Origin of the sequence: Sphingomonas sp. 10B4 (genome assembly GCF_035019905.1) — a bacterium.
Classification (GTDB): domain Bacteria; phylum Pseudomonadota; class Alphaproteobacteria; order Sphingomonadales; family Sphingomonadaceae; genus Sphingomonas; species Sphingomonas glacialis.
In genome coordinates, this window is the sequence record NZ_JASJVC010000011.1 from 38,573 (window position 1) to 56,101 (window position 17,529).

At 66.3% G+C, this 17,529-nt stretch carries 20 protein-coding genes and 1 tRNA gene; 7 read left to right on the forward strand and 14 right to left on the reverse strand.

All coding sequences use genetic code 11. The features are described from left to right. Positions 1-35: 35 nt before the first annotated feature. The 4 genes from QN347_RS05350 to folK all read right to left on the reverse strand — a co-directional run bounded on the left by QN347_RS05350 (position 36) and on the right by folK (position 3,696). Entirely contained in the window at positions 36-2,204 is a 2,169-nt protein-coding gene (locus QN347_RS05350) for a TonB-dependent receptor (RefSeq protein WP_322161723.1), read from the reverse strand. Between the two features lie 159 nt (positions 2,205-2,363). Continuing rightward, positions 2,364-3,062, reverse strand: a complete 699-nt coding sequence (locus QN347_RS05355; RefSeq protein WP_322161722.1) for a phosphatase PAP2 family protein — start codon at positions 3,060-3,062, stop codon at positions 2,364-2,366. A 21-nt stretch (positions 3,063-3,083) separates the two neighbouring features. Beyond that, a tRNA-Lys gene (locus tag QN347_RS05360) sits at positions 3,084-3,159 on the reverse strand. 36 nt (positions 3,160-3,195) lie between these two features. Further along, positions 3,196-3,696 (reverse strand): 2-amino-4-hydroxy-6-hydroxymethyldihydropteridine diphosphokinase, encoded by a 501-nt coding sequence (gene folK / locus QN347_RS05365; RefSeq protein ID WP_416194515.1) that lies wholly within the window; start codon positions 3,694-3,696, stop codon positions 3,196-3,198. Between the two features lie 44 nt (positions 3,697-3,740). Here folK and QN347_RS05370 point away from each other — a divergent pair, with 44 nt between their 5' ends. Then, the gene (locus tag QN347_RS05370; RefSeq protein ID WP_322161720.1) at positions 3,741-4,403 is read left to right on the forward strand and encodes a uracil-DNA glycosylase; all 663 of its coding nucleotides are present in this window, start codon (positions 3,741-3,743) and stop codon (positions 4,401-4,403) included. A gap of 10 nt (positions 4,404-4,413) precedes the next feature. Here the strand turns inward: QN347_RS05370 and aguB are convergent, their stop codons facing one another. Then, on the reverse strand, positions 4,414-5,265 hold the full coding sequence (aguB, locus tag QN347_RS05375) for an N-carbamoylputrescine amidase (protein ID WP_322161718.1): 852 nt from the start codon (positions 5,263-5,265) through the stop codon (positions 4,414-4,416). A gap of 55 nt (positions 5,266-5,320) precedes the next feature. Here aguB and QN347_RS05380 point away from each other — a divergent pair, with 55 nt between their 5' ends. After that, positions 5,321-5,719, forward strand: coding sequence for a low affinity iron permease family protein (locus tag QN347_RS05380; RefSeq protein WP_133191391.1), 399 nt, complete (start codon positions 5,321-5,323; stop codon positions 5,717-5,719). Positions 5,720-5,726: 7 nt separating this feature from the next. Here QN347_RS05380 and QN347_RS05385 read toward each other — a convergent pair whose 3' ends face one another. Beyond that, positions 5,727-6,701: an agmatine deiminase family protein gene (locus QN347_RS05385; RefSeq protein ID WP_189676425.1), complete on the reverse strand. Its 975-nt coding sequence runs from the start codon at positions 6,699-6,701 to the stop codon at positions 5,727-5,729. A 3-nt stretch (positions 6,702-6,704) separates the two neighbouring features. Beyond that, complete coding sequence (locus tag QN347_RS05390) at positions 6,705-8,345, reverse strand: M28 family metallopeptidase (RefSeq protein ID WP_322161715.1); 1,641 nt, start codon at positions 8,343-8,345, stop codon at positions 6,705-6,707. Between the two features lie 128 nt (positions 8,346-8,473). Here QN347_RS05390 and QN347_RS05395 point away from each other — a divergent pair, with 128 nt between their 5' ends. Next, entirely contained in the window at positions 8,474-10,489 is a 2,016-nt protein-coding gene (locus QN347_RS05395; protein WP_322161713.1) for an alpha/beta hydrolase family protein, read from the forward strand. A 143-nt stretch (positions 10,490-10,632) separates the two neighbouring features. Here the strand turns inward: QN347_RS05395 and rpsD are convergent, their stop codons facing one another. After that, positions 10,633-11,247: a 30S ribosomal protein S4 gene (gene rpsD / locus QN347_RS05400; protein WP_133191387.1), complete on the reverse strand. Its 615-nt coding sequence runs from the start codon at positions 11,245-11,247 to the stop codon at positions 10,633-10,635. Positions 11,248-11,457: 210 nt separating this feature from the next. Between rpsD and QN347_RS05405 the strand changes: the two genes are divergently transcribed. Beyond that, the gene (locus tag QN347_RS05405; RefSeq protein WP_322161711.1) at positions 11,458-11,760 is read left to right on the forward strand and encodes a chorismate mutase; all 303 of its coding nucleotides are present in this window, start codon (positions 11,458-11,460) and stop codon (positions 11,758-11,760) included. Positions 11,761-11,764: 4 nt separating this feature from the next. Here QN347_RS05405 and QN347_RS05410 read toward each other — a convergent pair whose 3' ends face one another. The 6 genes from QN347_RS05410 to rpiB form a co-directional block, all read right to left on the reverse strand. After that, positions 11,765-12,016, reverse strand: coding sequence for a hypothetical protein (locus QN347_RS05410; RefSeq protein ID WP_322161709.1), 252 nt, complete (start codon positions 12,014-12,016; stop codon positions 11,765-11,767). A 73-nt stretch (positions 12,017-12,089) separates the two neighbouring features. Next, entirely contained in the window at positions 12,090-12,827 is a 738-nt protein-coding gene (locus QN347_RS05415; protein ID WP_322161707.1) for an RNA methyltransferase, read from the reverse strand. Next, the gene (gene nrdR, locus QN347_RS05420; protein ID WP_133191383.1) at positions 12,824-13,285 is read right to left on the reverse strand and encodes a transcriptional regulator NrdR; all 462 of its coding nucleotides are present in this window, start codon (positions 13,283-13,285) and stop codon (positions 12,824-12,826) included. Before nrdR ends, QN347_RS05415 begins: the two co-directional genes overlap by 4 nt. 3 nt (positions 13,286-13,288) lie before the next feature. Then, positions 13,289-13,543, reverse strand: coding sequence for a hypothetical protein (locus QN347_RS05425; RefSeq protein WP_133191382.1), 255 nt, complete (start codon positions 13,541-13,543; stop codon positions 13,289-13,291). 1 nt (position 13,544) lies between these two features. Further along, positions 13,545-14,858, reverse strand: coding sequence for a serine hydroxymethyltransferase (gene glyA, locus QN347_RS05430; RefSeq protein WP_322161704.1), 1,314 nt, complete (start codon positions 14,856-14,858; stop codon positions 13,545-13,547). Beyond that, the gene (gene rpiB, locus QN347_RS05435; RefSeq protein ID WP_133191380.1) at positions 14,855-15,307 is read right to left on the reverse strand and encodes a ribose 5-phosphate isomerase B; all 453 of its coding nucleotides are present in this window, start codon (positions 15,305-15,307) and stop codon (positions 14,855-14,857) included. The genes glyA and rpiB overlap by 4 nt, the downstream gene beginning before the upstream one ends. Positions 15,308-15,443: 136 nt before the next feature. Between rpiB and QN347_RS05440 the strand changes: the two genes are divergently transcribed. The 3 genes from QN347_RS05440 to QN347_RS05450 all read left to right on the forward strand — a co-directional run bounded on the left by QN347_RS05440 (position 15,444) and on the right by QN347_RS05450 (position 17,452). Continuing rightward, positions 15,444-16,040 carry a sigma-70 family RNA polymerase sigma factor gene (locus tag QN347_RS05440; protein ID WP_229839383.1) on the forward strand — a complete coding sequence of 199 codons (597 nt, stop codon included), beginning with the start codon at positions 15,444-15,446 and terminating at the stop codon, positions 16,038-16,040. After that, positions 16,037-16,783 (forward strand): anti-sigma factor domain-containing protein, encoded by a 747-nt coding sequence (locus QN347_RS05445; RefSeq protein WP_322161701.1) that lies wholly within the window; start codon positions 16,037-16,039, stop codon positions 16,781-16,783. The genes QN347_RS05440 and QN347_RS05445 overlap by 4 nt, the downstream gene beginning before the upstream one ends. Before the next feature lie 114 nt (positions 16,784-16,897). Beyond that, positions 16,898-17,452: a fasciclin domain-containing protein gene (locus QN347_RS05450; protein WP_133191378.1), complete on the forward strand. Its 555-nt coding sequence runs from the start codon at positions 16,898-16,900 to the stop codon at positions 17,450-17,452. Positions 17,453-17,529 lie beyond the last annotated feature (77 nt).

Sequence of the window (17,529 nt, forward strand, 5' to 3'; positions counted from 1 at the left end):
CCCCCCTCCCGCTTGCGGGAGGGGAGGCGCAAAGATCAGATCGTCTTGCTGATCCCGAACATGAAGCCGCGCCGCGCGCCGAATTGCGGCGCGCCGACGCCGACACCCGAGCCGTCGCGAATCTCGTACACCCGGTCCGCCACGTTGAGCACGTCGAAGCGCACCTCGATCCCCGGCCCCTTGAAGTCGTGGCTCGCGGTGAGGTTGAACACCGCATAGGGCGTCAGCTTGCCGCCATTGGGCACGTCACCGTCCTTGCGCAGCCCCGAGCCGTAAATCATGCTCCCGCCGAGCTTGCTGTCGCGCAGGAACCCCTGGTCGAAGCGGTACGACGCGCCGGCCGAGCCGGTATAGGTCTGGTCGTGGTCGAGATAGATGTAGTTGCGCGCGATATAGGCGACGTCGCCCGGGTCGAAGTTGAACTGCCCCGACGCGATCCCCAGCCCCTGCGCCTTGGCGTAGGAGAAATTGGCATAGGCGAACACCGGCCCGTGCTGGTACGAGACATTGCCTTCGATCCCGTCGATCCGCCCGCGCGTGTAATTGAACGGCGTGAGAATGATCGGCGCACCGAACTGGCCTTCGTCGACCAGGTTGCGCGACCGGCGATGATAGGCGTCGATGCCCACCGTGAAGCGGCCCAGTTTCTGCTGCGCGCCGACGTCGAAATAATCCTGCCGCTCGGCAAATGGGGCGGTGGCGAGCGGAGTCGTCACGCCGTCGTCGCCCGGCGCCTGTGCGCTGGTGCCGCGGAACTTGAGGACGCTCGTCGTCGCGACGTTCGAAAAGGGCGCGGGCGAGAAATAGCGCGCATAGCCGGCGTGCAGCGTCAGCCCCTTCGACGGCGTCAGCACCGCATTGATCCGTGGCGAGAACTGCGATTCGGCGCGGAAGCCGGTATAATGGTCGAAGCGGCCGCCGAAATTGACGATCAGCGGCTCGGCGATCTTCCATTCGTCCTGCAGATAGACGCTGTAGGTTATCTCGGTCGTCGCGCTGTTGTCGACCACGGTGATCGGCTGGCCGACCTGCGCACCGGTGTCGTCGAGCTGGAACACTTGGCTGCTCGTCTTCGAATTGCTGCGATCGCGCGAGATGATCACGCCGCCGCGCAGCGTATGCGCGTCGGACGCGCGATAAACGCCCTCGAGCTGGCCGCCGAAGGTGAAGTCCTGCTTGAACGCCTTTTGCGCAATGCCGTTGAACAGCAGCTCGCCCGTCACGTCGGGGGTGTAGCGCAGCGACGAATAGCGCGCGAACAGCGAGGCCTGGAGCGTCACCGGGCCGGCATCGTGCAGCAAGCTGGCGAGGCCGAACGCGGTGCGTTCGCGCTGGCGCTCGTCGAGGTCCTCGCTGCGGAAATCGGTGACACCGCCGACATTGTAGCCGTTGCCCGGGGTCAGCCCGCGCGGATTGGGGATCTGGAAGCTCTGGTCGGAATAGCCGCCCATGAACGAGACGCGATTGTTCTCGTCGAGCGTGTGATCGACATAGACGAAACCCTGATACTGGTTGGTCTTGTCGTGGAGCGGGGTGCGGCTGCCATCGACTGCTTCGATCCCGATATTGCTGTGCTTGTAGCTGCCGGTGACGAAGTAGTTGGTGTTGCCGGTCGACCCGCCATAGTCGAAGCTTGGCTGCACCGTGTCGTTGGTGCCGCCATACAGCGACACCTGCCCACCATTCTTGAAGCCGTTCTTGGTGGTGATGTCGATGATGCCCGCCGTGCGCAGGCCGTATTGCGCGGGCAGCGCGCCGGTGCGCAGGTCGAAACGCTCGACCAGGCGGGGCGATAGCGTCTGGCCGAACACCGCGACCCCCTCGGGCAGGATCGTGCCGTTGATGCGGTATTGCAGATTGTTGTGGTCGTCGCGGACATGGAACTGGCCGCCGCCATCCTGCACGACGCCGGGCAATTGCAGCAGGATCTGGTTGAGCTGCTGATTCTCCCCGCCAGGGAGCGCTTTGATCGTCTCGCTGGTGATCGTGTAGGTCGTCGCGCCGAGGCTCGGCTGGATCGAAGCGCGCGCCGCATCGAGGCGGCCGGTGACGACGATGTCGGGACCGCTCTTTGCGGTCGACGGTGCAGTCTGGTCATCGGTGCTGGCGGCAACCGGTGCCGGCGTGGCTTCGGGGGCGGCATAAGCGGCGATCGGTGCGAACGACAGCAGCGCAGCGCTGGACAACAGAGTGGCTCGGATCATGCGGGAGGCGGCCTTTCAAAATGCGTTGTGCAGTGCAGTAGATGTTATGTGATATTATCACAAGACCGTTTCGTCGACTCCCGGAAACGATTCGGCCGTGTAGGCGCAGCGGTGGCCCGCGCCACCTTGCGGGCAGATGAACGACGCTCGGATCGGTGGCTAGGCGGGGGTCTTGCCGCGCGCGATCCGCAACCGCAGCGCGGCACCCAGTGACCACCACGCGACCGCCCACAGCCCGCCGAAGGTCCAGCCGGCGAGCACGTCGCTCGGCCAATGCACGCCGAGATAGACGCGGCTGCACCCGATCGCCGTGACGAGTAGCAGCGCTGCGCCGAGCACATAGCGCCGGAGCGCACGATGCTCGGTGATTTGCAGCAGCAACAGCGCGAGCGTCAGATAGACGCACGCGCTGTTCGCGGCGTGGCCGCTCGGGAAACTCGCATTGTAGACCGAAACGAGGTGATCGGTCACCGTTGGCCGCGTCCGCCCGACCAGCGCCTTGACCAATGTCACCACGATCGATCCGCTGATCGTTCCGCCCAGCACCAAAGCGAGCGTCAGCCAATGCCGCTGGACGATCAACAGCCCCGCCGCCAGCGCGGCGACCACGACCAACACGGTCGGCCCGCCGAGTGCAGTCACATCGACGACGCTTTGCGTCAGCCAGGCCGGCCCTGGCGGCACGCCATGCGCCACCCCGCCGCGCGCCCATAACAGGATCGCGCGGTCGAACCCGAACTGCAGCCCGCGATCGATCAACGCGCCGAGCAACAACAACGCCCCGCCAGCGCCGGTCAGCGCCGCGACCGCGACGATCGTCCAGGGCGGGTGGCGGACATCGGGGGCTGGGGGCGGCATCGAGGCATCCTTGCGTGCCGGTGGTGGGCCCAATGGGACTCGAACCCATGACCTACAGATTAAAAGTCCGTTGCTCTACCAACTGAGCTATGGGCCCACACCGGGCTCGCGTTAGGAGCGGTTGCCGGATGGGTCAACCCAGGCGCTTAACCTTGCGCAATCGCGCGAGCAGGTGGCGCGGGGTCAAACCGGTCCGCGGGTCGCGCCAAACGGGCGCAATCGCGCACAAGGGCGCGAGCACGAAATCGCGGTCCTGGAAGGCGGCGTGCGGGACGCGCAGCCCCTTCGATCGCCATGCGCCGCCCGACCAGGCGACGATATCGAGATCGATCACGCGTGCGCCCCAGCGCGCGCCACGCCGCCGCCCGAAAGCGCGCTCGATCGCCTTGAGCCGCGCGAGCATCGCCGGCGGCGCGACCGCGCTCTCGATCAGCACGACGGCATTGGCGAAGCGTCGAATCGACGGTCCGATCGGCGCACTGCTCAATACAGGGGATTCGGCGACGACACCGCCGAGCGCCGCGATCGCCGCGATCGCCGCGGCGACTTCTGCCACCGGGCTGCCATGCCGCCCGCGCCGATTCGATCCGATCGCGATAGCGTAACACGGCGCGTATCTGGGGGCTTGGCGCAGGGTACAGGTTGAGTTGCTCACCCAAACCTGCCTATCGCATCGCGATGAACTTCGCACCCAGCCCGCTGCCCGAAACCGAACCTTCACGCGATTGCCCGCTTTGCCCACGCCTTGTCGGCTTGCGCGAGACGTTGCGCGTCGAACATCCCGCGTGGTGGAACGCCCCCGTCCCCGCTTTCGGCGATCCGCAGGCGTGGCTCGGCATCGTCGGCCTCGCTCCCGGCCAGTTCGGCGCGAATCGTACCGGGCGGCCATTCACCGGCGATCGCTCGGGGCCGTTGTTGTTCGATACGCTCGCCAAGTTCGGGCTCGCCACTGGCGACTATGAGGGCAAGCCCGACGACACGCTCCAGCTCGACGGCGTGATGATCGTCAACGCGGTCAAATGCCTCCCGCCCGAAAATAAGCCGACACCCGAGGAAATCCGCACTTGCCGCCCCTTCCTCGAAGCGCAGGCCGATGCGGTCCCCAGCGCGCGCGTCTTCATCGCGCTCGGCCAGGTCGCGCATCAGTCGGCGGTCAAAATCCTCGGCGGACGCCTCCCCAAATGCCGCTTCGCGCACGGCGCAGAACATCGCATGCCCGACGGGCGCGTGCTGATCGATAGCTATCACTGCTCGAGCTACAATCAGAGCACCGGGCGCCTCACCGCCGAGATGTTCGAAGCGATCTTCGCCCGCGCGCTGGAACTGCGCGCGCAGGGCTGAGCCTCCCGCGTCAGATATCCTGCACCAGCCGCCCGTAGAGATCGGGGCGGCGATCGCGGAAGAAGCCGAACGCGGCGCGGTGGCGCTTGACCCGGTCGAGGTCGAGCGTCGCGGTGATGACGCCCGTCTCCTCGCGCCCCAGCTCGGCGAGGATGTCGCCGCGCTCGTCGGTGATAAAGCTCGTCCCGTAAAAGGTTTGGCCGTGCTCGACGCCGATGCGATTCGCGGCGACCACCGGCACGACGTTCGACACGGCATGGCCGACCATCGCGCGCCGCCACAGCCGCGCGGTGTCGAGCGAGGTGTCGTGCGGCTCGCTGCCGATCGCGGTCGGGTAAAACAGCACTTCCGCGCCCATCAGCATCAGCGCGCGCGCGGTTTCAGGATACCATTGGTCCCAGCACACGCCGACGCCGAGCGTCGTCGCATCCGGCCCCGGCCACACCTTGAAGCCGGTATTGCCCGGGCGGAAATAGAATTTCTCCTCATAGCCCGGCCCGTCGGGAATGTGGCTCTTGCGATAGACCCCCATCACGCCGCCATCGGGCCCGATCATCGCGAGCGAATTGTAATGATGCGGGCCGTCCGCCTCGAAGAAACTCGTCGGGATGTAAACGCCAAGCTCCTTGGCGAGATCCTGCATCGCGAGCACCGCCTTGTGGACCCCGACGGGCTTCGCGTTCGCGAACAACCCTTCGTCCTCGACCCGGCAGAAATATTCGCCCTCGAACAATTCGGGCGGCAGGATCACTTGCGCGCCCTTGCCGGCGGCCTCGCGCACGAGATCTGAGACATGCGCGATATTCGCGTCCATATCGGCGGAGAAGGCGAGTTGCAGCGCGGCGACGGTGATTTCGGTCATGCGCCGGCATATCGGGCTTCGCCGCCGCGATTCAAAGACGCAAAAGGAATTGGGCGTGGAAAAGCTGTTCGAAACGATCGCGCAAAAGGCGACGGGCTGGGCCGGCCGCCCGCCCGCCTTCGTCCTCGCGCTGTCGGTAATCGTGATCTGGGGCGTGACCGGGCCGCTGTTCCACTATTCGGACACGTGGCAGCTGGTGATCAACACCGGCACCACCGTCGTCACCTTCCTGATGGTGTTCCTCATCCAGAACGCGCAGAATCGCGACGCCTCGGCGATCCAGGCCAAGCTCGACGAGATCATCCGTGCGACCACCGATGCGCGCAACGCGTTCATCGGAATCGAACATCTGACGCAGGACGAGCTCGAAGGCATCCGTCGGATGATCGAGCGCGATTGCGGCGAGAGCTCGACCGATCACCACGCCATCGAACGGCTGATCGGCCGGCTCTAACTCCGAATCAGGCGGGCACTTGCTGCGAGATGCAGTGGAAGCTCCCGCCGCCGGTCAGGATCGCATCGGCACGCAAGCCAACCGCAGTCCGGCCCGGGAACAGCTGCTGCACCGCCGCGACCGCCGATTCGTCGTTGGGCGCGCCGTAAAGCGGCACCACCACCGCGGCATTGCCGATATAGAAGTTCATATAGCTCGCCGGCACGATCTCCTCGTCGCGCAGCACGCGGCCGGGCGACGGGATCCGCACCACCGTGATCCCCGGCATCGCTTCGGCCGCGGCGGCGGCATGCTGATAGACCAGCCAGTTGGGATCGTTCTCGGCGGCCTGCGGGATCGCCAGCACGCCGGGCGCGACGAAGCGCGCGAGATTGTCGACATGCCCGTCGGTGTGATCGTTCATCAGCCCCTCGCCGAGCCACAGGACTTGGTCGAGACCGAGATCGTCGTGCAACCGCCGCTCGATCTCGGCCTTGCTGAGCGCGGGGTTGCGGTTGGGGTTGAGCAGGCATTGCTCGGTCGTGACGACCAGCCCGGTGCCATCGCCATCGATCGCGCCGCCCTCGAGCACCCAGTCGCACGGCGTGACCGGCAGCAGCTTGCTCGCCGCGAGCCGCAGCCCGACATCGTCGTCGCCGGGCAAATCGTATTTGCCGCCCCAGCCGTTGAAGCGGAAATCGCGCGCGCTGTGGTCCGACAGCACGATCGGCCCGGTGTCGCGCAGCCAGATGTCGCCGAACGGTTCGACCACGATCTCGGCGAAATCCCCCGCCAGGCTGCGTGCCGCCTCGGCCGCATCCTCATCGGCGGCGACGAGGATGACGCGCTCGCCGCGACCCTCGGCATGGACCGCGCGCCCGAACGCGGTCACTTCGTCGCGCGCGGCGTCGAGATCGTCCTCCCACAGCTCGGGATGGCTCGGAAACCCGATCCACACCGCGGCGTGCGGTGCCCATTCCGCGGGCGGCAGCAGCTTCGACATACGTTATTTCCCTGCACGACTCGTGTCGCGAACGGCGCGGAATTCCGCGGATTTGTACCAATTGGGCCAATCGGTGCCATCGGCGAGCTGACGCCCCAGCGCATAATAGAGCTGAACGTCCTCGACCGCGCCCGACCAATCCCATGCCGCATTATATTCGTCCTGCGGCTTGTGATAGCGGTTTTGGATATAATCGAGCGTCGCGGCGTGTCCCGCTGCGACACCGCCGACGCGCAGATCCTCGCCCGCGCCGCCATCGAACATCGGCACGCCCAATTTGGCGAAGCTGAAATGGTCCGAACGGAAATACCCGCCGCGCTCGGGATTGGGCTCGGGCTTGATCACGCGATCCTGCGCCTCGACCAGCAGCTTCATGCGATCCTCGAGCTCGGACTTGCCCGCGCCAGCAACAACGAAATCCCGGGTCCGGCCTTTGACGTTGAGCCCGTCCATATTCACCCCGCCGACGGTCTGCGCGAGCGGATAGATCGGATGCTCGGCATAATAACGCGACCCGAGCAGCCCGCATTCCTCGCACGTCACCGACAGGAAGACGAGCGAGCGCTTCGCTGGCCCGGCCTTGGCATTGGCCTCGGCGAGCGCGACGAGCCCGGCGACGCCGCTCGCATTGTCGAGCGCGCCGTTGCAGATGTCGTCGCCGTTGACCGCGTCGCAGTGGCCGAGATGGTCCCAGTGCGCGGTGTAGAAGACATAGTCCTTCGGCGCCGTCGTGCCGGGCAGGATGCCGATCACGTTCTTCGAGGCTTGCCGCTTGATCGTGTTGGCGAAGCTGACCGACGCCGTCACGCCGAGCGGTACGGCCGTGAAGCCCTTGGTCTTGGCGGCGGCGCTGAGCGTCTCGAAATTCTGCCCGGCGCTGGCGAACAGCTCCTTTGCCTTGGCAAGCTGCATCCAGCCGATCGCCGCGCTCTGGTCGGCATGGTCGCCCTTCTCGTCGAGCTCCAATTGCGGGCCGGTCCAGCTCGACTGGACGACGCCCCAGCCATAGGCGGCAGGCTCGGTATCGTGGACGATGATCGCCGCGGTCGCGCCGTGGCGCGCGGCTTCCTCGAACTTGTAGGTCCAGCGGCCGTAATAGGTCATCGCCTTGCCCTCGAAGAGCCCGTCGCGGCCCGGCGTCTGCCAGTCGGGGTCGTTGACGAGGATCACGACGGTCTTGCCGTGGACATCGACCCCGGCATAGTCATCCCACCCGCGTTCGGGCGCGGTGATGCCGTAGCCGACGAACACGACGGGCGAATCCTTGATCGCGATCGTTGGTGTGACGCGATAGGTCGCGAGCACCACGTCTTGGCGATATTGCAGCGCGACCGGCGTCTTGCCGCCGCTGAAGGTCATCGGCGTCACGTCGCGCGCGGTGAGTTCGACGAGCGGGACGGGCTGGAACCAGCTGCCATTGTTGCCCGGCTTGAGCCCCGCCGCCTTGAAGCGCGCGACGATATAGTCGGTCGCCTTGTCCTCGCCCGGCGTGGTCGGCTTGCGGCCTTCGTACGCGTCGGACGACAGCGTCTTGGTGACCTCCTTGAGCGTCTGCACGGATATCGCTGGTGCGGTTTGCGCGGTTGCGCTCGTCGATAGCGCAACCGCGCCCAGGATCACGGCAAACGTCGGGGAGAGGCGCATCGGCAAGCCCTTTTACTGGATTTCGCGCACCGTTCTGGCAGGCCACGATCAAACGCGCAACGCTCCGGAACGGGTCGCTTGCGGGGGATCGGAAACGCGGTATCGTGCGGAATCATAGGGGGGATTCCATGACACGACATATGCTGCGCGCAGCGCTGATCGCCTGCGTTGCCACATCACCGCTTGCCGCGAGCGCGGCCCCGGATGCAGCGGCGACCGCACCCACCGCGCTGACCGACGCACAGCGCTTCGGCGCGCGCGAATCGGTGCAGCAGATCAGCCTGTCGCCCGATGGCAAACGCGCCGTCGTGCTGATGAGCGCGGGCGATCGCGGCGTCGCGGCGTTCGTGCTGACGGTCGATTCGGCCGAACCATTGGTCCGCGTGTTCGGCTCGAGCGGCGAGAAGGAGCAGCTCGATTATTGCCAATGGGCCACCAACGACCGGCTGGTCTGCGGGCTGCGCTTCACCGACGGCAAGGTCAGCGACATGGTCGGCTTCGATCGGCTGATCACGGTGCAGGCCGATGGCAAGAACCTCAAGCTGCTCAGCGCCAGGACCTCGACCGACGCGCTTGGCGTGATGCAGAATGGCGGGCGCATCATCGACTGGCAGGGCGACCCCAGCGGCGCCACGCTGCTGATGACGCGCCAAGTCGTTCCCGAATACAGTACCGGCACGCATCTCAACGAGACCGACCACGGGCTCGCCGTCGAACGCGTCGATCCCGCGACACTGCGCCGCAGCTTCGTCGAGCCCGCGCGCGCGGATACCGAGGAATATATCTCCGACGGGCGCGGGACCGTTCGCATCGCCGGCATCCGGCCGAAAACGAGCAGCGGCTATGGCGCGACGCATATCCGCTATGTCTATCGCAAGGCCGGCACGACCAAATGGCTGCCGCTCAGCACCGTCACCGGCGACGCACAGACCGAATCCGGGTTCGATCCCTATGCCGTCGATCCCGCGCTCGACGTGGTCTATGGCTTCGACAATCTCGACGGGCGACGCGCGCTGTTCAAGATCGCGCTCGATGGCAGCCTCAAGCGGGAGCTCGTCTATTCGCGCCCCGACGTCGATGTCGCCGGGCTGGTCCGCATCGGGCGTCACAACCGCGTGGTCGGCGTGAGCTTCGTCACCGATCGCCGCCAGACCGATTTCTTCGACCCCGAGCTCAAGAAGCTGTCGCTGAGCCTGTCCAAGGCGATGCCGGGCACCCCGCTGGTCCGCTTCATCGACGCCAGCGCGGATGAATCGAAGCTGTTGCTGTGGACCGGAAGCGACGTCGATCCCGGCAAGTACATGGTGTTCGACAAGAAGACGCGACACCTCGACGCTCTGCTGCTCGCGCGCCCGCCGCTCGAGGAAGCCAAGCTTGCCCCGGTCAAGGCGATCACCTTTCCCGCCGCCGACGGCACGCCGATCCCCGCCTATCTGACGCTCCCGGTGGGTGGATCGGGCAAGGGGCTGCCCGCGATCGTCATGCCGCACGGTGGCCCGGGCGACCGCGACGAATGGGGCTTCGACTGGCTCGTCCAGTTCCTCGCGGCGCGCGGCTACGCCGTGCTCCAGCCGAACTATCGCGGATCGACCGGTTATGGCGATACATGGTTCCAGCAGAACGGTTTCAAATCGTGGCGCATCGCGATCGGCGACGTCAACGATGCCGGGCGCTGGATGGTCAAGCAGGGCATCGCCGCGCCGGGCCGGCTCGCGATCGTCGGCTGGTCGTATGGCGGCTATGCCGCGCTGCAATCGCCGATCCTCGACCCCGCGCTGTTCAAGGCGATCGTCGGGATCGCGCCGGTCACCGATCTCGACACGTGGCGCCACGAGCATGACCATTATGAGAGCTTCGCGCTGGTCGATGCGTTTGTCGGCAAGGGGCCGCATATCCGCGAGGGATCGCCTGCGCTGAACGCCGCGCAGATCGCCGCGCCGGTGCTGCTGTTCCACGGCGACATGGACCAGAATGTCGGCATCGGTGAATCACGCACGATGGCGAGCCGGCTGCGCAGCGCGCACAAGCAAGTCGAGCTGGTCGAGTTCAAGGGGCTCGACCATCAGCTCGACGATACTGCCGCGCGCACGAAGATGCTCGACAAGACCGATACGTTCCTGCGCACGTCGCTCGGCATCAAGTGACACGAAAAAGGGCGGCCCGATGCGGGGCCGCCCTTCTTGGTTCGGATCGGCGCCGTGGCGAAGCCACGGCGTCGGTCGGTGCCTTGGGCACCGCCGGCCGAGCCGCTGAGTATGGCTGGCGCTAGCTTCGCTAGCGCCTCGCCTCAGCGGCTGTAGAACTCGACCACCAGGTTCGGTTCCATCTTCACCGGATAGGGCACTTCGTCGAGTGCCGGCACGCGCGTGAAGGTGACCTTCGCCGCACCGTCGGGCGCGACATAATCGGGGATTTCGCGCTCGGCGAGCTGCTGCGCTTCGAGCACCAGCGCCATTTCCTTGGCCTTGGTGCCCAGCGTGATCTCGTCACCGACGAAGCAGCGACGCGACGCGATGTTGCACTTCACGCCGTTGACGCGGATGTGGCCGTGCGAAACGAGCTGACGCGCCGCCCAGACGGTCGGTGCGAACTTGGCGCGATAGACGATCATGTCGAGACGCTGCTCGAGCAGGCCGATCAGGTTCTGGCCGGTGTCGCCCTTCATGCGCGCTGCTTCGGTGTAGCACGCACGGAACTGCTTCTCGGTCACGTCGCCATAATAGCCCTTAAGCTTCTGCTTGGCGCGCAGCTGGATGCCGAAGTCCGAGACCTTGCCCTTGCGGCGCTGGCCGTGCTGGCCGGGGCCATATTCGCGCTTGTTGACAGGCGACTTGGGACGACCCCAGATGTTCTCGCCCATCCGGCGATCGAGCTTGTACTTTGCGCTTGAACGCTTCGACATGTGATATTCCTTGGCAAGTGCTTCGTGACAAGACCACCTGCCGGGGCAGGCGATCGATACCCGGTATCGCTCTATCCAGATCTTTGGAGGATCAAGGCAGGGCCACCACTTCACCGGGGTGCGGGGCCATTTGCGAAGGTGGGCGCCTAGCCGCGTGGGCCGTGTGAGTCAAGCTGGACAGCTGCGGCCCGTCACGCCAAGACCGCTGGCATGAGCGAAATCCTGTCAGGCCCCGACTGCACCACCATGATCGAGGTCCGCGCCGGCGTCGACCAGGTCGACCGCGATCTCGTCGCGCTGCTGGCACGGCGCTTCGCGTACATGGATGCCGCCGCGCGGATCAAACCCGCGCGCACGGCGGTGCGGGACGAAGCGCGCAAGGCCCAGGTCATCGCCAATGCCTGCGCCGCAGCGCAAGTGGGCGGCGTGCCCGAACCGATCGTCGCAGATCTCTGGGAGCAACTGGTCGAAGCGTCGATCGCCTACGAACTCGCCGCATTCGACCGACGCTGATCGCTCAGCGCGGGACGTCGACGCCGTTGCCGCGGCTCTGGTTCTGCATATGCTCGGCCGAACGCTGCCCCTCGAGGTCGAGCGACGCCCATTCCGCCTTGGTGCGGCAGACACGCTTGACGAACAGCGACCCGGTCGCTTCCTGGCTGCGGCAGACCTTCTTTTCTTTCTCGATCGGAGCGTCCGCGGGGACCGCGTCGCTCGCATAAGCGAGGCTCGGGACGCACAGCAGCAAAACAGCGACGACAGTTTTCATGGTGTTCCCGTGCCCCCAACTCAGCTCGATGTAAGTCGTTGCTACACCGCAATATAACGCCGCTACGCGCAGATCAAGGTCGCCGCGGCGTCTTCCCCGACAGCGCTGACAACACGCCGCGCAGCGTCCGCACTTCCTGCGCCGACCAGGCGGGCTTGGTCAGCAAGGTGCGCAGCGTGCGTCGCGTCACCGGGGTGCGGTCAGGCGGATAGAAGAAGTCGGTCGCCACGAGCATCGCGTCGAGCTGGCCGATCATCCCGTCGAGCTCGGCCTGCGGCGCGGGCTCGTGCAGTTCGACCGCGGGCGGTTGCGCCAGCCCCATGCCCTTCGACCATTCGTACGCGACGAGGATCACCGCCTGCGCCAAGTTGAGCGAACCGAATTCGGGGTTGATCGGCACGGTGATGATCGTCCGCGCGAGCGCGACGTCATCGGTCTCGAGCCCCGAGCGTTCGGGCCCGAACAGGATCGCCGCGCGCCCCGGCCCGGCATGGATCGCGGCAGCGGCCTCCTCGGGGGTCACCACCGGCTTGGTCACGCCGCGCTTGCGCACCGTGGTCGCATAGACATGGCTGCAATCGGCGACCGCCTCGGCAACGGTTTCATAGACTTGCGCCCGCTCGAGCACGATATCGGCGCCCGACGCCGCGGGGCCGGCCGACGGATTGGGCCAGCCATCGCGCGGCGACACCAGCCGCATCTCGACCAGTCCGAAATTGAGCATCGCACGCGCGGCCTTGCCGATATTCTCGCCGAGCTGCGGGCGGACGAGGACGAGGACGGGGGGCGGAACAGCCGGGAGCGTGCTCACGCCTTGCCGACCTCGCTCACCGTACCGGCGAACTCCTCGAAATCGCGCGCCTCGCGGAAATCCTTATAAACGCTGGCGAAGCGGATATAGGCGACCGAATCGAGACCCTTGAGCCCCTCCATCACCATCTCGCCGATTCGCCCCGAGCGCACTTCGCTTTCGCCCTGTGTCTCGAGCTGGCGCTGGATGCCCGAGACGAGCTTCTCGAGCCGCACCGCCTCGATCGGGCGCTTGCGCGCCGCGATCGAGACCGAACGCAGCAGCTTCTCGCGATCGAACGGCTCGCGCTTGTCCTCGCTCTTGAGCACCGTCAGCTCGCGCAGCTGGATCCGCTCGAACGTGGTGAAACGCGCTGCACACCCCTCGCACTGGCGCCGGCGGCGGATCGCACCGGCATCTTCGGTCGGGCGCGAATCCTTGACCTGGCTGTCTTCATGTCCGCAAAAGGGGCAGCGCATCTCTTATTTGTTCAACTTTCGATAAGCAGCATAGCCGGCGCCGAGCAAAGCGCCCGTCATCAGCGAAAACGGCAGCACGATCGCCGCCAGCGCACCGACGACGGCGCCGCCGACGATCCGGTTGCCTTCCTCGCCGCCAAGCAGCGTGCTGGTCTTGTCGACCGCGCTGTCGAGCACTTCGACGACATCCTCGCCAACGGCGCGGGCCATGTCTTCGAAGGTGGTCTTGGGTTTCTCGTCGCCAGCGGGATCGGTCATGTCAGCTCTCCGGGTAGATCGGGAACCGGTGACATAGTGCAATAACACGCTCCCGTACAGCGGCTTCTACCGCCGGGTCGCCGCCCTCGCCCTTCTGGCGCAGGCCGTCGAGCACGTCGGCGACCATGTTGCCGATCTCGCGGAACTCGGCGGGGCCAAAGCCGCGCGTCGTGCCCGCAGGCGTGCCGACGCGGATGCCGCTGGTCTTGGTCGGCGGCAGCGGATCGTTGGGGATGCCGTTCTTGTTGCACGTGATGTTCGCACGCTCGAGCGCTTCGTCGGCATCCTTGCCGGTGACGCCGAGCGGGGTGAGGTCGATCAGCGCGAGATGCGTGTCGGTCCCGCCCGAAACGATCTCGGCGCCGCGCTCCTTGAGCGTCGCCGCGAGCACCTTGGCGTTCTCCATCACCGCGGCGATGTAGCTCTTGAAGCCGGGTTCGAGCGCTTCGCCGAACGCGACCGCCTTGGCGGCGATGACGTGCATCAGCGGACCGCCCTGGAGCCCCGGGAACACCGCCGAGTTGAACTTCTTGCCGAGCGCCTCGTCATTGCTGAGGATCATGCCGCCGCGCGGGCCGCGCAGCGTCTTGTGCGTTGTCGTCGTTACGACATGCGCGTGCGGCAGCGGCGAGGGATGCAGGCCGGCCGCGACCAGTCCCGAGAAATGCGCCATGTCGACCAGGAAATAGGCGCCGACCTCATCCGCGATCGCGCGGAACTTGGCGAAATCGATCTGCCGCGGATAGGCCGAGCCACCCGCGATGATCAGCTTGGGGCTATGCTCGCGCGCCAGGCTCGCGACTTCGTCGAAGTCGATCAAGTGGCTGACCGGATCGACGCCGTACTGCACCGCATTGAACCACTTGCCCGACATCGCCGCGCGCGCACCGTGCGTCAGATGGCCACCGGCATCGAGGCTCATGCCGAGGATCGTCTCGCCGGGCTTCACCAAAGCGAGCATCACCGCCCCATTGGCCTGCGCGCCCGAATGCGGCTGGACGTTGACATAGGCGCAGTCGAACAGCTGCTTGGCACGGTCGATCGCCAGTTGCTCGACTTCGTCCGACGGGTGGCAGCCCTGATAATAGCGCTTGCCGGGATAGCCTTCGGCATATTTGTTGGTGAACACCGAGCCCTGCGCCTGCAGCACCGCCTTCGACACGATGTTCTCGGAGGCGATCAGCTCGATCTGCGTCTGCTCGCGCGTCAGTTCGTGCTGGACGCCCGCGAACACCGCCGGATCGGCCTCGGCCAGGCCGCGCGTGAAGAAGCCGTCGGGCTGGACGTCGTGGAGCGTGGTGGGGTTGGTGCTCATGCCGGATCCTTTGCGGGAGCTGGGGCGCCGAGCTTGTCGACGCGGGTTTGATGGCGGCCACCGGCGAAATCGGTGGTCAGGAAAGCGGTAATGCAGGCCTTGGCCATGTCCTCGCCGATCAGCCGCGCGCCGAGCGCGATGACGTTGGCGTCGTTATGCTCGCGTGCCAGCGCGGCGGACAGGGGTTCCGAGACGAGCGCGCAGCGCACCGCCGGGTTGCGGTTGACCGCGATCGAAATGCCGATCCCCGACCCGCACAGCGCGATACCGCGCTCGGCCGATCCCGCCGCGATCGCTTCGGCCAGCTTGAACCCGAAATCGGGATAATCGACGCGCGCATCGCTGTCGGGACCGAGATCGACGACGTCATGCCCCTGCCCGGCGAGCCAGGCGGCAAGTATGCCCTTTAGCGCAAAGGCGGCGTGGTCGGAGGCAATGGCGATGCGCAAAGCGAAGGCACTCCCAATTCGATTGAGCGGATCGGCAGCGCTTTAGCCAAGCATCCGCGCAATTGCCACACTCAAGCCAGCAGAATTGCCGTGCGGCGATTGCGATACCCGCGACAGCTGGCTAGGGTGTTGATCAATGATAGATTCGACGCCTCGCGCTTCCGTCAACTCCGCCGCCGGGACACCCGAAGCGGCGCGTCTTCGGCTCGTCGAGACGCTGGTCCGTACCGGCGAGGAAGACCGCGCGGCCTTTCGCGATCTCTATTCGCTGACCTCGGCGAAGCTATTCGGCATCTGCTACCGTATCTGCGGCGAAAGGCAGGCTGCGGAAGACGTGTTGCACGACGTATATCTCACCATCTGGAAACGCGCCGGCGCCTACGAACCCGCGCGCGCAAGCCCGATCACCTGGCTCGCGACGATCGCGCGCAACCGCGCGATCGATTGGCAGCGTGCGCAGACCGTGCGCCGCGCATCGCCGATCGAAGATGCGCCCCCGATCCTCGATACCGCGCCGCTTGCCAGCGATGTGCTGCTCGAGGCCGAATCGACGCACCAGCTGCACGCTTGCCTCGACAGCCTCGAGGAACGCCAGCGCGCCGCGATCCGCACGGCGTTCTTCGACGGCGTGACCTATGCCGAGCTCGCCGAGCGCGAGGCGGTGCCGCTTGGCACTATGAAGAGCTGGGTGCGGCGCGGTCTCGCGCGGCTCAAAGCGTGTCTCGAGGGATGAGCGACGTGCTGCCCCCCGACGTCCGCGACGACGATCTGCCCGACACGATGGCGGGCGAATTCGCGCTTGGCCTGCTCGACGGCGACGCGCGCGCCGCCGCGACCCGGCGTGTGCTCGCCGAGCCCGGCTTTGCGCGCGAGGTCGAGGCGTGGCGCACGCACCTCGCGCAATTGTTCGACCTGTGGCCCGAAATGCCCGCGCCCGATCTGTTCGCACGGATCGAGCGCTCGCTCTATGGCGCCCCCGCGCCAAGCGTCGTCGCACTGCCGGCGCGCGCGCCGAGCAAATTCTGGCCGAGCTTGGCTGCGTTTTCGAGCGTTGCCGCCGCGGGTTTGCTCGTCGTGCTGTTCACCCGCCCGCTGCCCGTGCCGCAACCCCCGGTCGCGCCCCGCGTCGTGGTCGAGACCGGTCCGACGCTGGTCGCCTCGATCACCCCGACCGCCAAGGGCACCCCGGTCACCGTGGTGTACGACGCGCGCGCCGGATCGCTGCGGCTGACCGAGGCGAGCCTGGCCGACGCGAAGCGCACCGCCGAACTGTGGGTCATTCCAGCGGGCGGGACGCCGCATTCGCTCGGCTTGCTCCAGACGCATGGCGGCACGGCGTTGACGCTCAATGCGGCCAATCGCGCGCGGCTTGCCGCAGGTGCGACGCTTGCCGTTTCGCTCGAGCCGATCGGCGGATCGCCGACGGGTCTGCCGACCGGGCCGGTGGTCGCGACGGGTGCGCTGTCGCGCGTCTAGGCGTCGGGTAAAGCGTCGGCACATTTCCAATAGGTCCGGTTGCATCCATACCCGGGTTTCGAGCGTATATCCGGCACGTCCGGACCACCGGGCGATCCGTTGGAGAGAACGCACATGACTCGCACCTTCCGCACCTCGATCGTCGCTGCAGCGATTGCGCTCAGCGGTGCCTCGCTCGCTTATGCCCAGACCAATCCGATGGTCGGCGGCGCCGCCATGTACCCGACGAAGAACATCGTCGAGAACGCCGTCAATTCGAAGGACCACACGACGCTCGTCGCCGCAGTCAAGGCTGCCGGCCTGGTCGAGACGCTGAGCGGCCCTGGCCCCTTCACCGTCTTCGCGCCGACCAACGCGGCCTTCGCCAAGCTGCCCAAGGGCACGGTGACCACGCTGCTCAAGCCCGAGAACAAGGACACGCTGACCTCGGTCCTGACCTATCACGTCGTCCCCGGCACGATCACCGCGCAGGACATCGCCGCCAAGGCGAAGGCCAACATGGGCAAGGCGACCTATGCCACCGTCCAGGGCGGCACGCTGACCTTCATGAAGTCGGGCAACGGCTGGGGCATCATGGATGCCAAGGGCCACAAGGGTAAGGTCACGATCGCCAACGTGATGCAGTCGAACGGCGTGATCCACGTCATCGACACCGTGATGATGCCATAAAAAATTGTCGCAGCGGGGTGCATCCAGCGATGTACCCCGCGCGTACCTACCGTGTCGCTGCCCCAAGCAGCGGCGTG

Excerpts from the sequence above, each read along its gene's own strand:
- QN347_RS05350 (WP_322161723.1), bottom strand. The coding sequence starts at position 2,204 with ATGATCCGAGCCACTCTGTTGTCCAGCGCTGCGCTGCTGTCGTTCGCA.
- QN347_RS05355 (WP_322161722.1), bottom strand. The coding sequence starts at position 3,062 with ATGCCGCCCCCAGCCCCCGATGTCCGCCACCCGCCCTGGACGATCGTC.
- QN347_RS05370 (WP_322161720.1), top strand. The coding sequence starts at position 3,741 with ATGAACTTCGCACCCAGCCCGCTGCCCGAAACCGAACCTTCACGCGAT.
- aguB (WP_322161718.1), bottom strand. The coding sequence starts at position 5,265 with ATGACCGAAATCACCGTCGCCGCGCTGCAACTCGCCTTCTCCGCCGAT.
- QN347_RS05385 (WP_189676425.1), bottom strand. The coding sequence starts at position 6,701 with ATGTCGAAGCTGCTGCCGCCCGCGGAATGGGCACCGCACGCCGCGGTG.
- QN347_RS05390 (WP_322161715.1), bottom strand. The coding sequence starts at position 8,345 with ATGCGCCTCTCCCCGACGTTTGCCGTGATCCTGGGCGCGGTTGCGCTA.
- QN347_RS05395 (WP_322161713.1), top strand. The coding sequence starts at position 8,474 with ATGACACGACATATGCTGCGCGCAGCGCTGATCGCCTGCGTTGCCACA.
- rpsD (WP_133191387.1), bottom strand. The coding sequence starts at position 11,247 with ATGTCGAAGCGTTCAAGCGCAAAGTACAAGCTCGATCGCCGGATGGGC.
- QN347_RS05405 (WP_322161711.1), top strand. The coding sequence starts at position 11,458 with ATGAGCGAAATCCTGTCAGGCCCCGACTGCACCACCATGATCGAGGTC.
- QN347_RS05410 (WP_322161709.1), bottom strand. The coding sequence starts at position 12,016 with ATGAAAACTGTCGTCGCTGTTTTGCTGCTGTGCGTCCCGAGCCTCGCT.
- nrdR (WP_133191383.1), bottom strand. The coding sequence starts at position 13,285 with ATGCGCTGCCCCTTTTGCGGACATGAAGACAGCCAGGTCAAGGATTCG.
- QN347_RS05425 (WP_133191382.1), bottom strand. The coding sequence starts at position 13,543 with ATGACCGATCCCGCTGGCGACGAGAAACCCAAGACCACCTTCGAAGAC.
- glyA (WP_322161704.1), bottom strand. The coding sequence starts at position 14,858 with ATGAGCACCAACCCCACCACGCTCCACGACGTCCAGCCCGACGGCTTC.
- QN347_RS05440 (WP_229839383.1), top strand. The coding sequence starts at position 15,444 with ATGATAGATTCGACGCCTCGCGCTTCCGTCAACTCCGCCGCCGGGACA.
- QN347_RS05445 (WP_322161701.1), top strand. The coding sequence starts at position 16,037 with ATGAGCGACGTGCTGCCCCCCGACGTCCGCGACGACGATCTGCCCGAC.
- QN347_RS05450 (WP_133191378.1), top strand. The coding sequence starts at position 16,898 with ATGACTCGCACCTTCCGCACCTCGATCGTCGCTGCAGCGATTGCGCTC.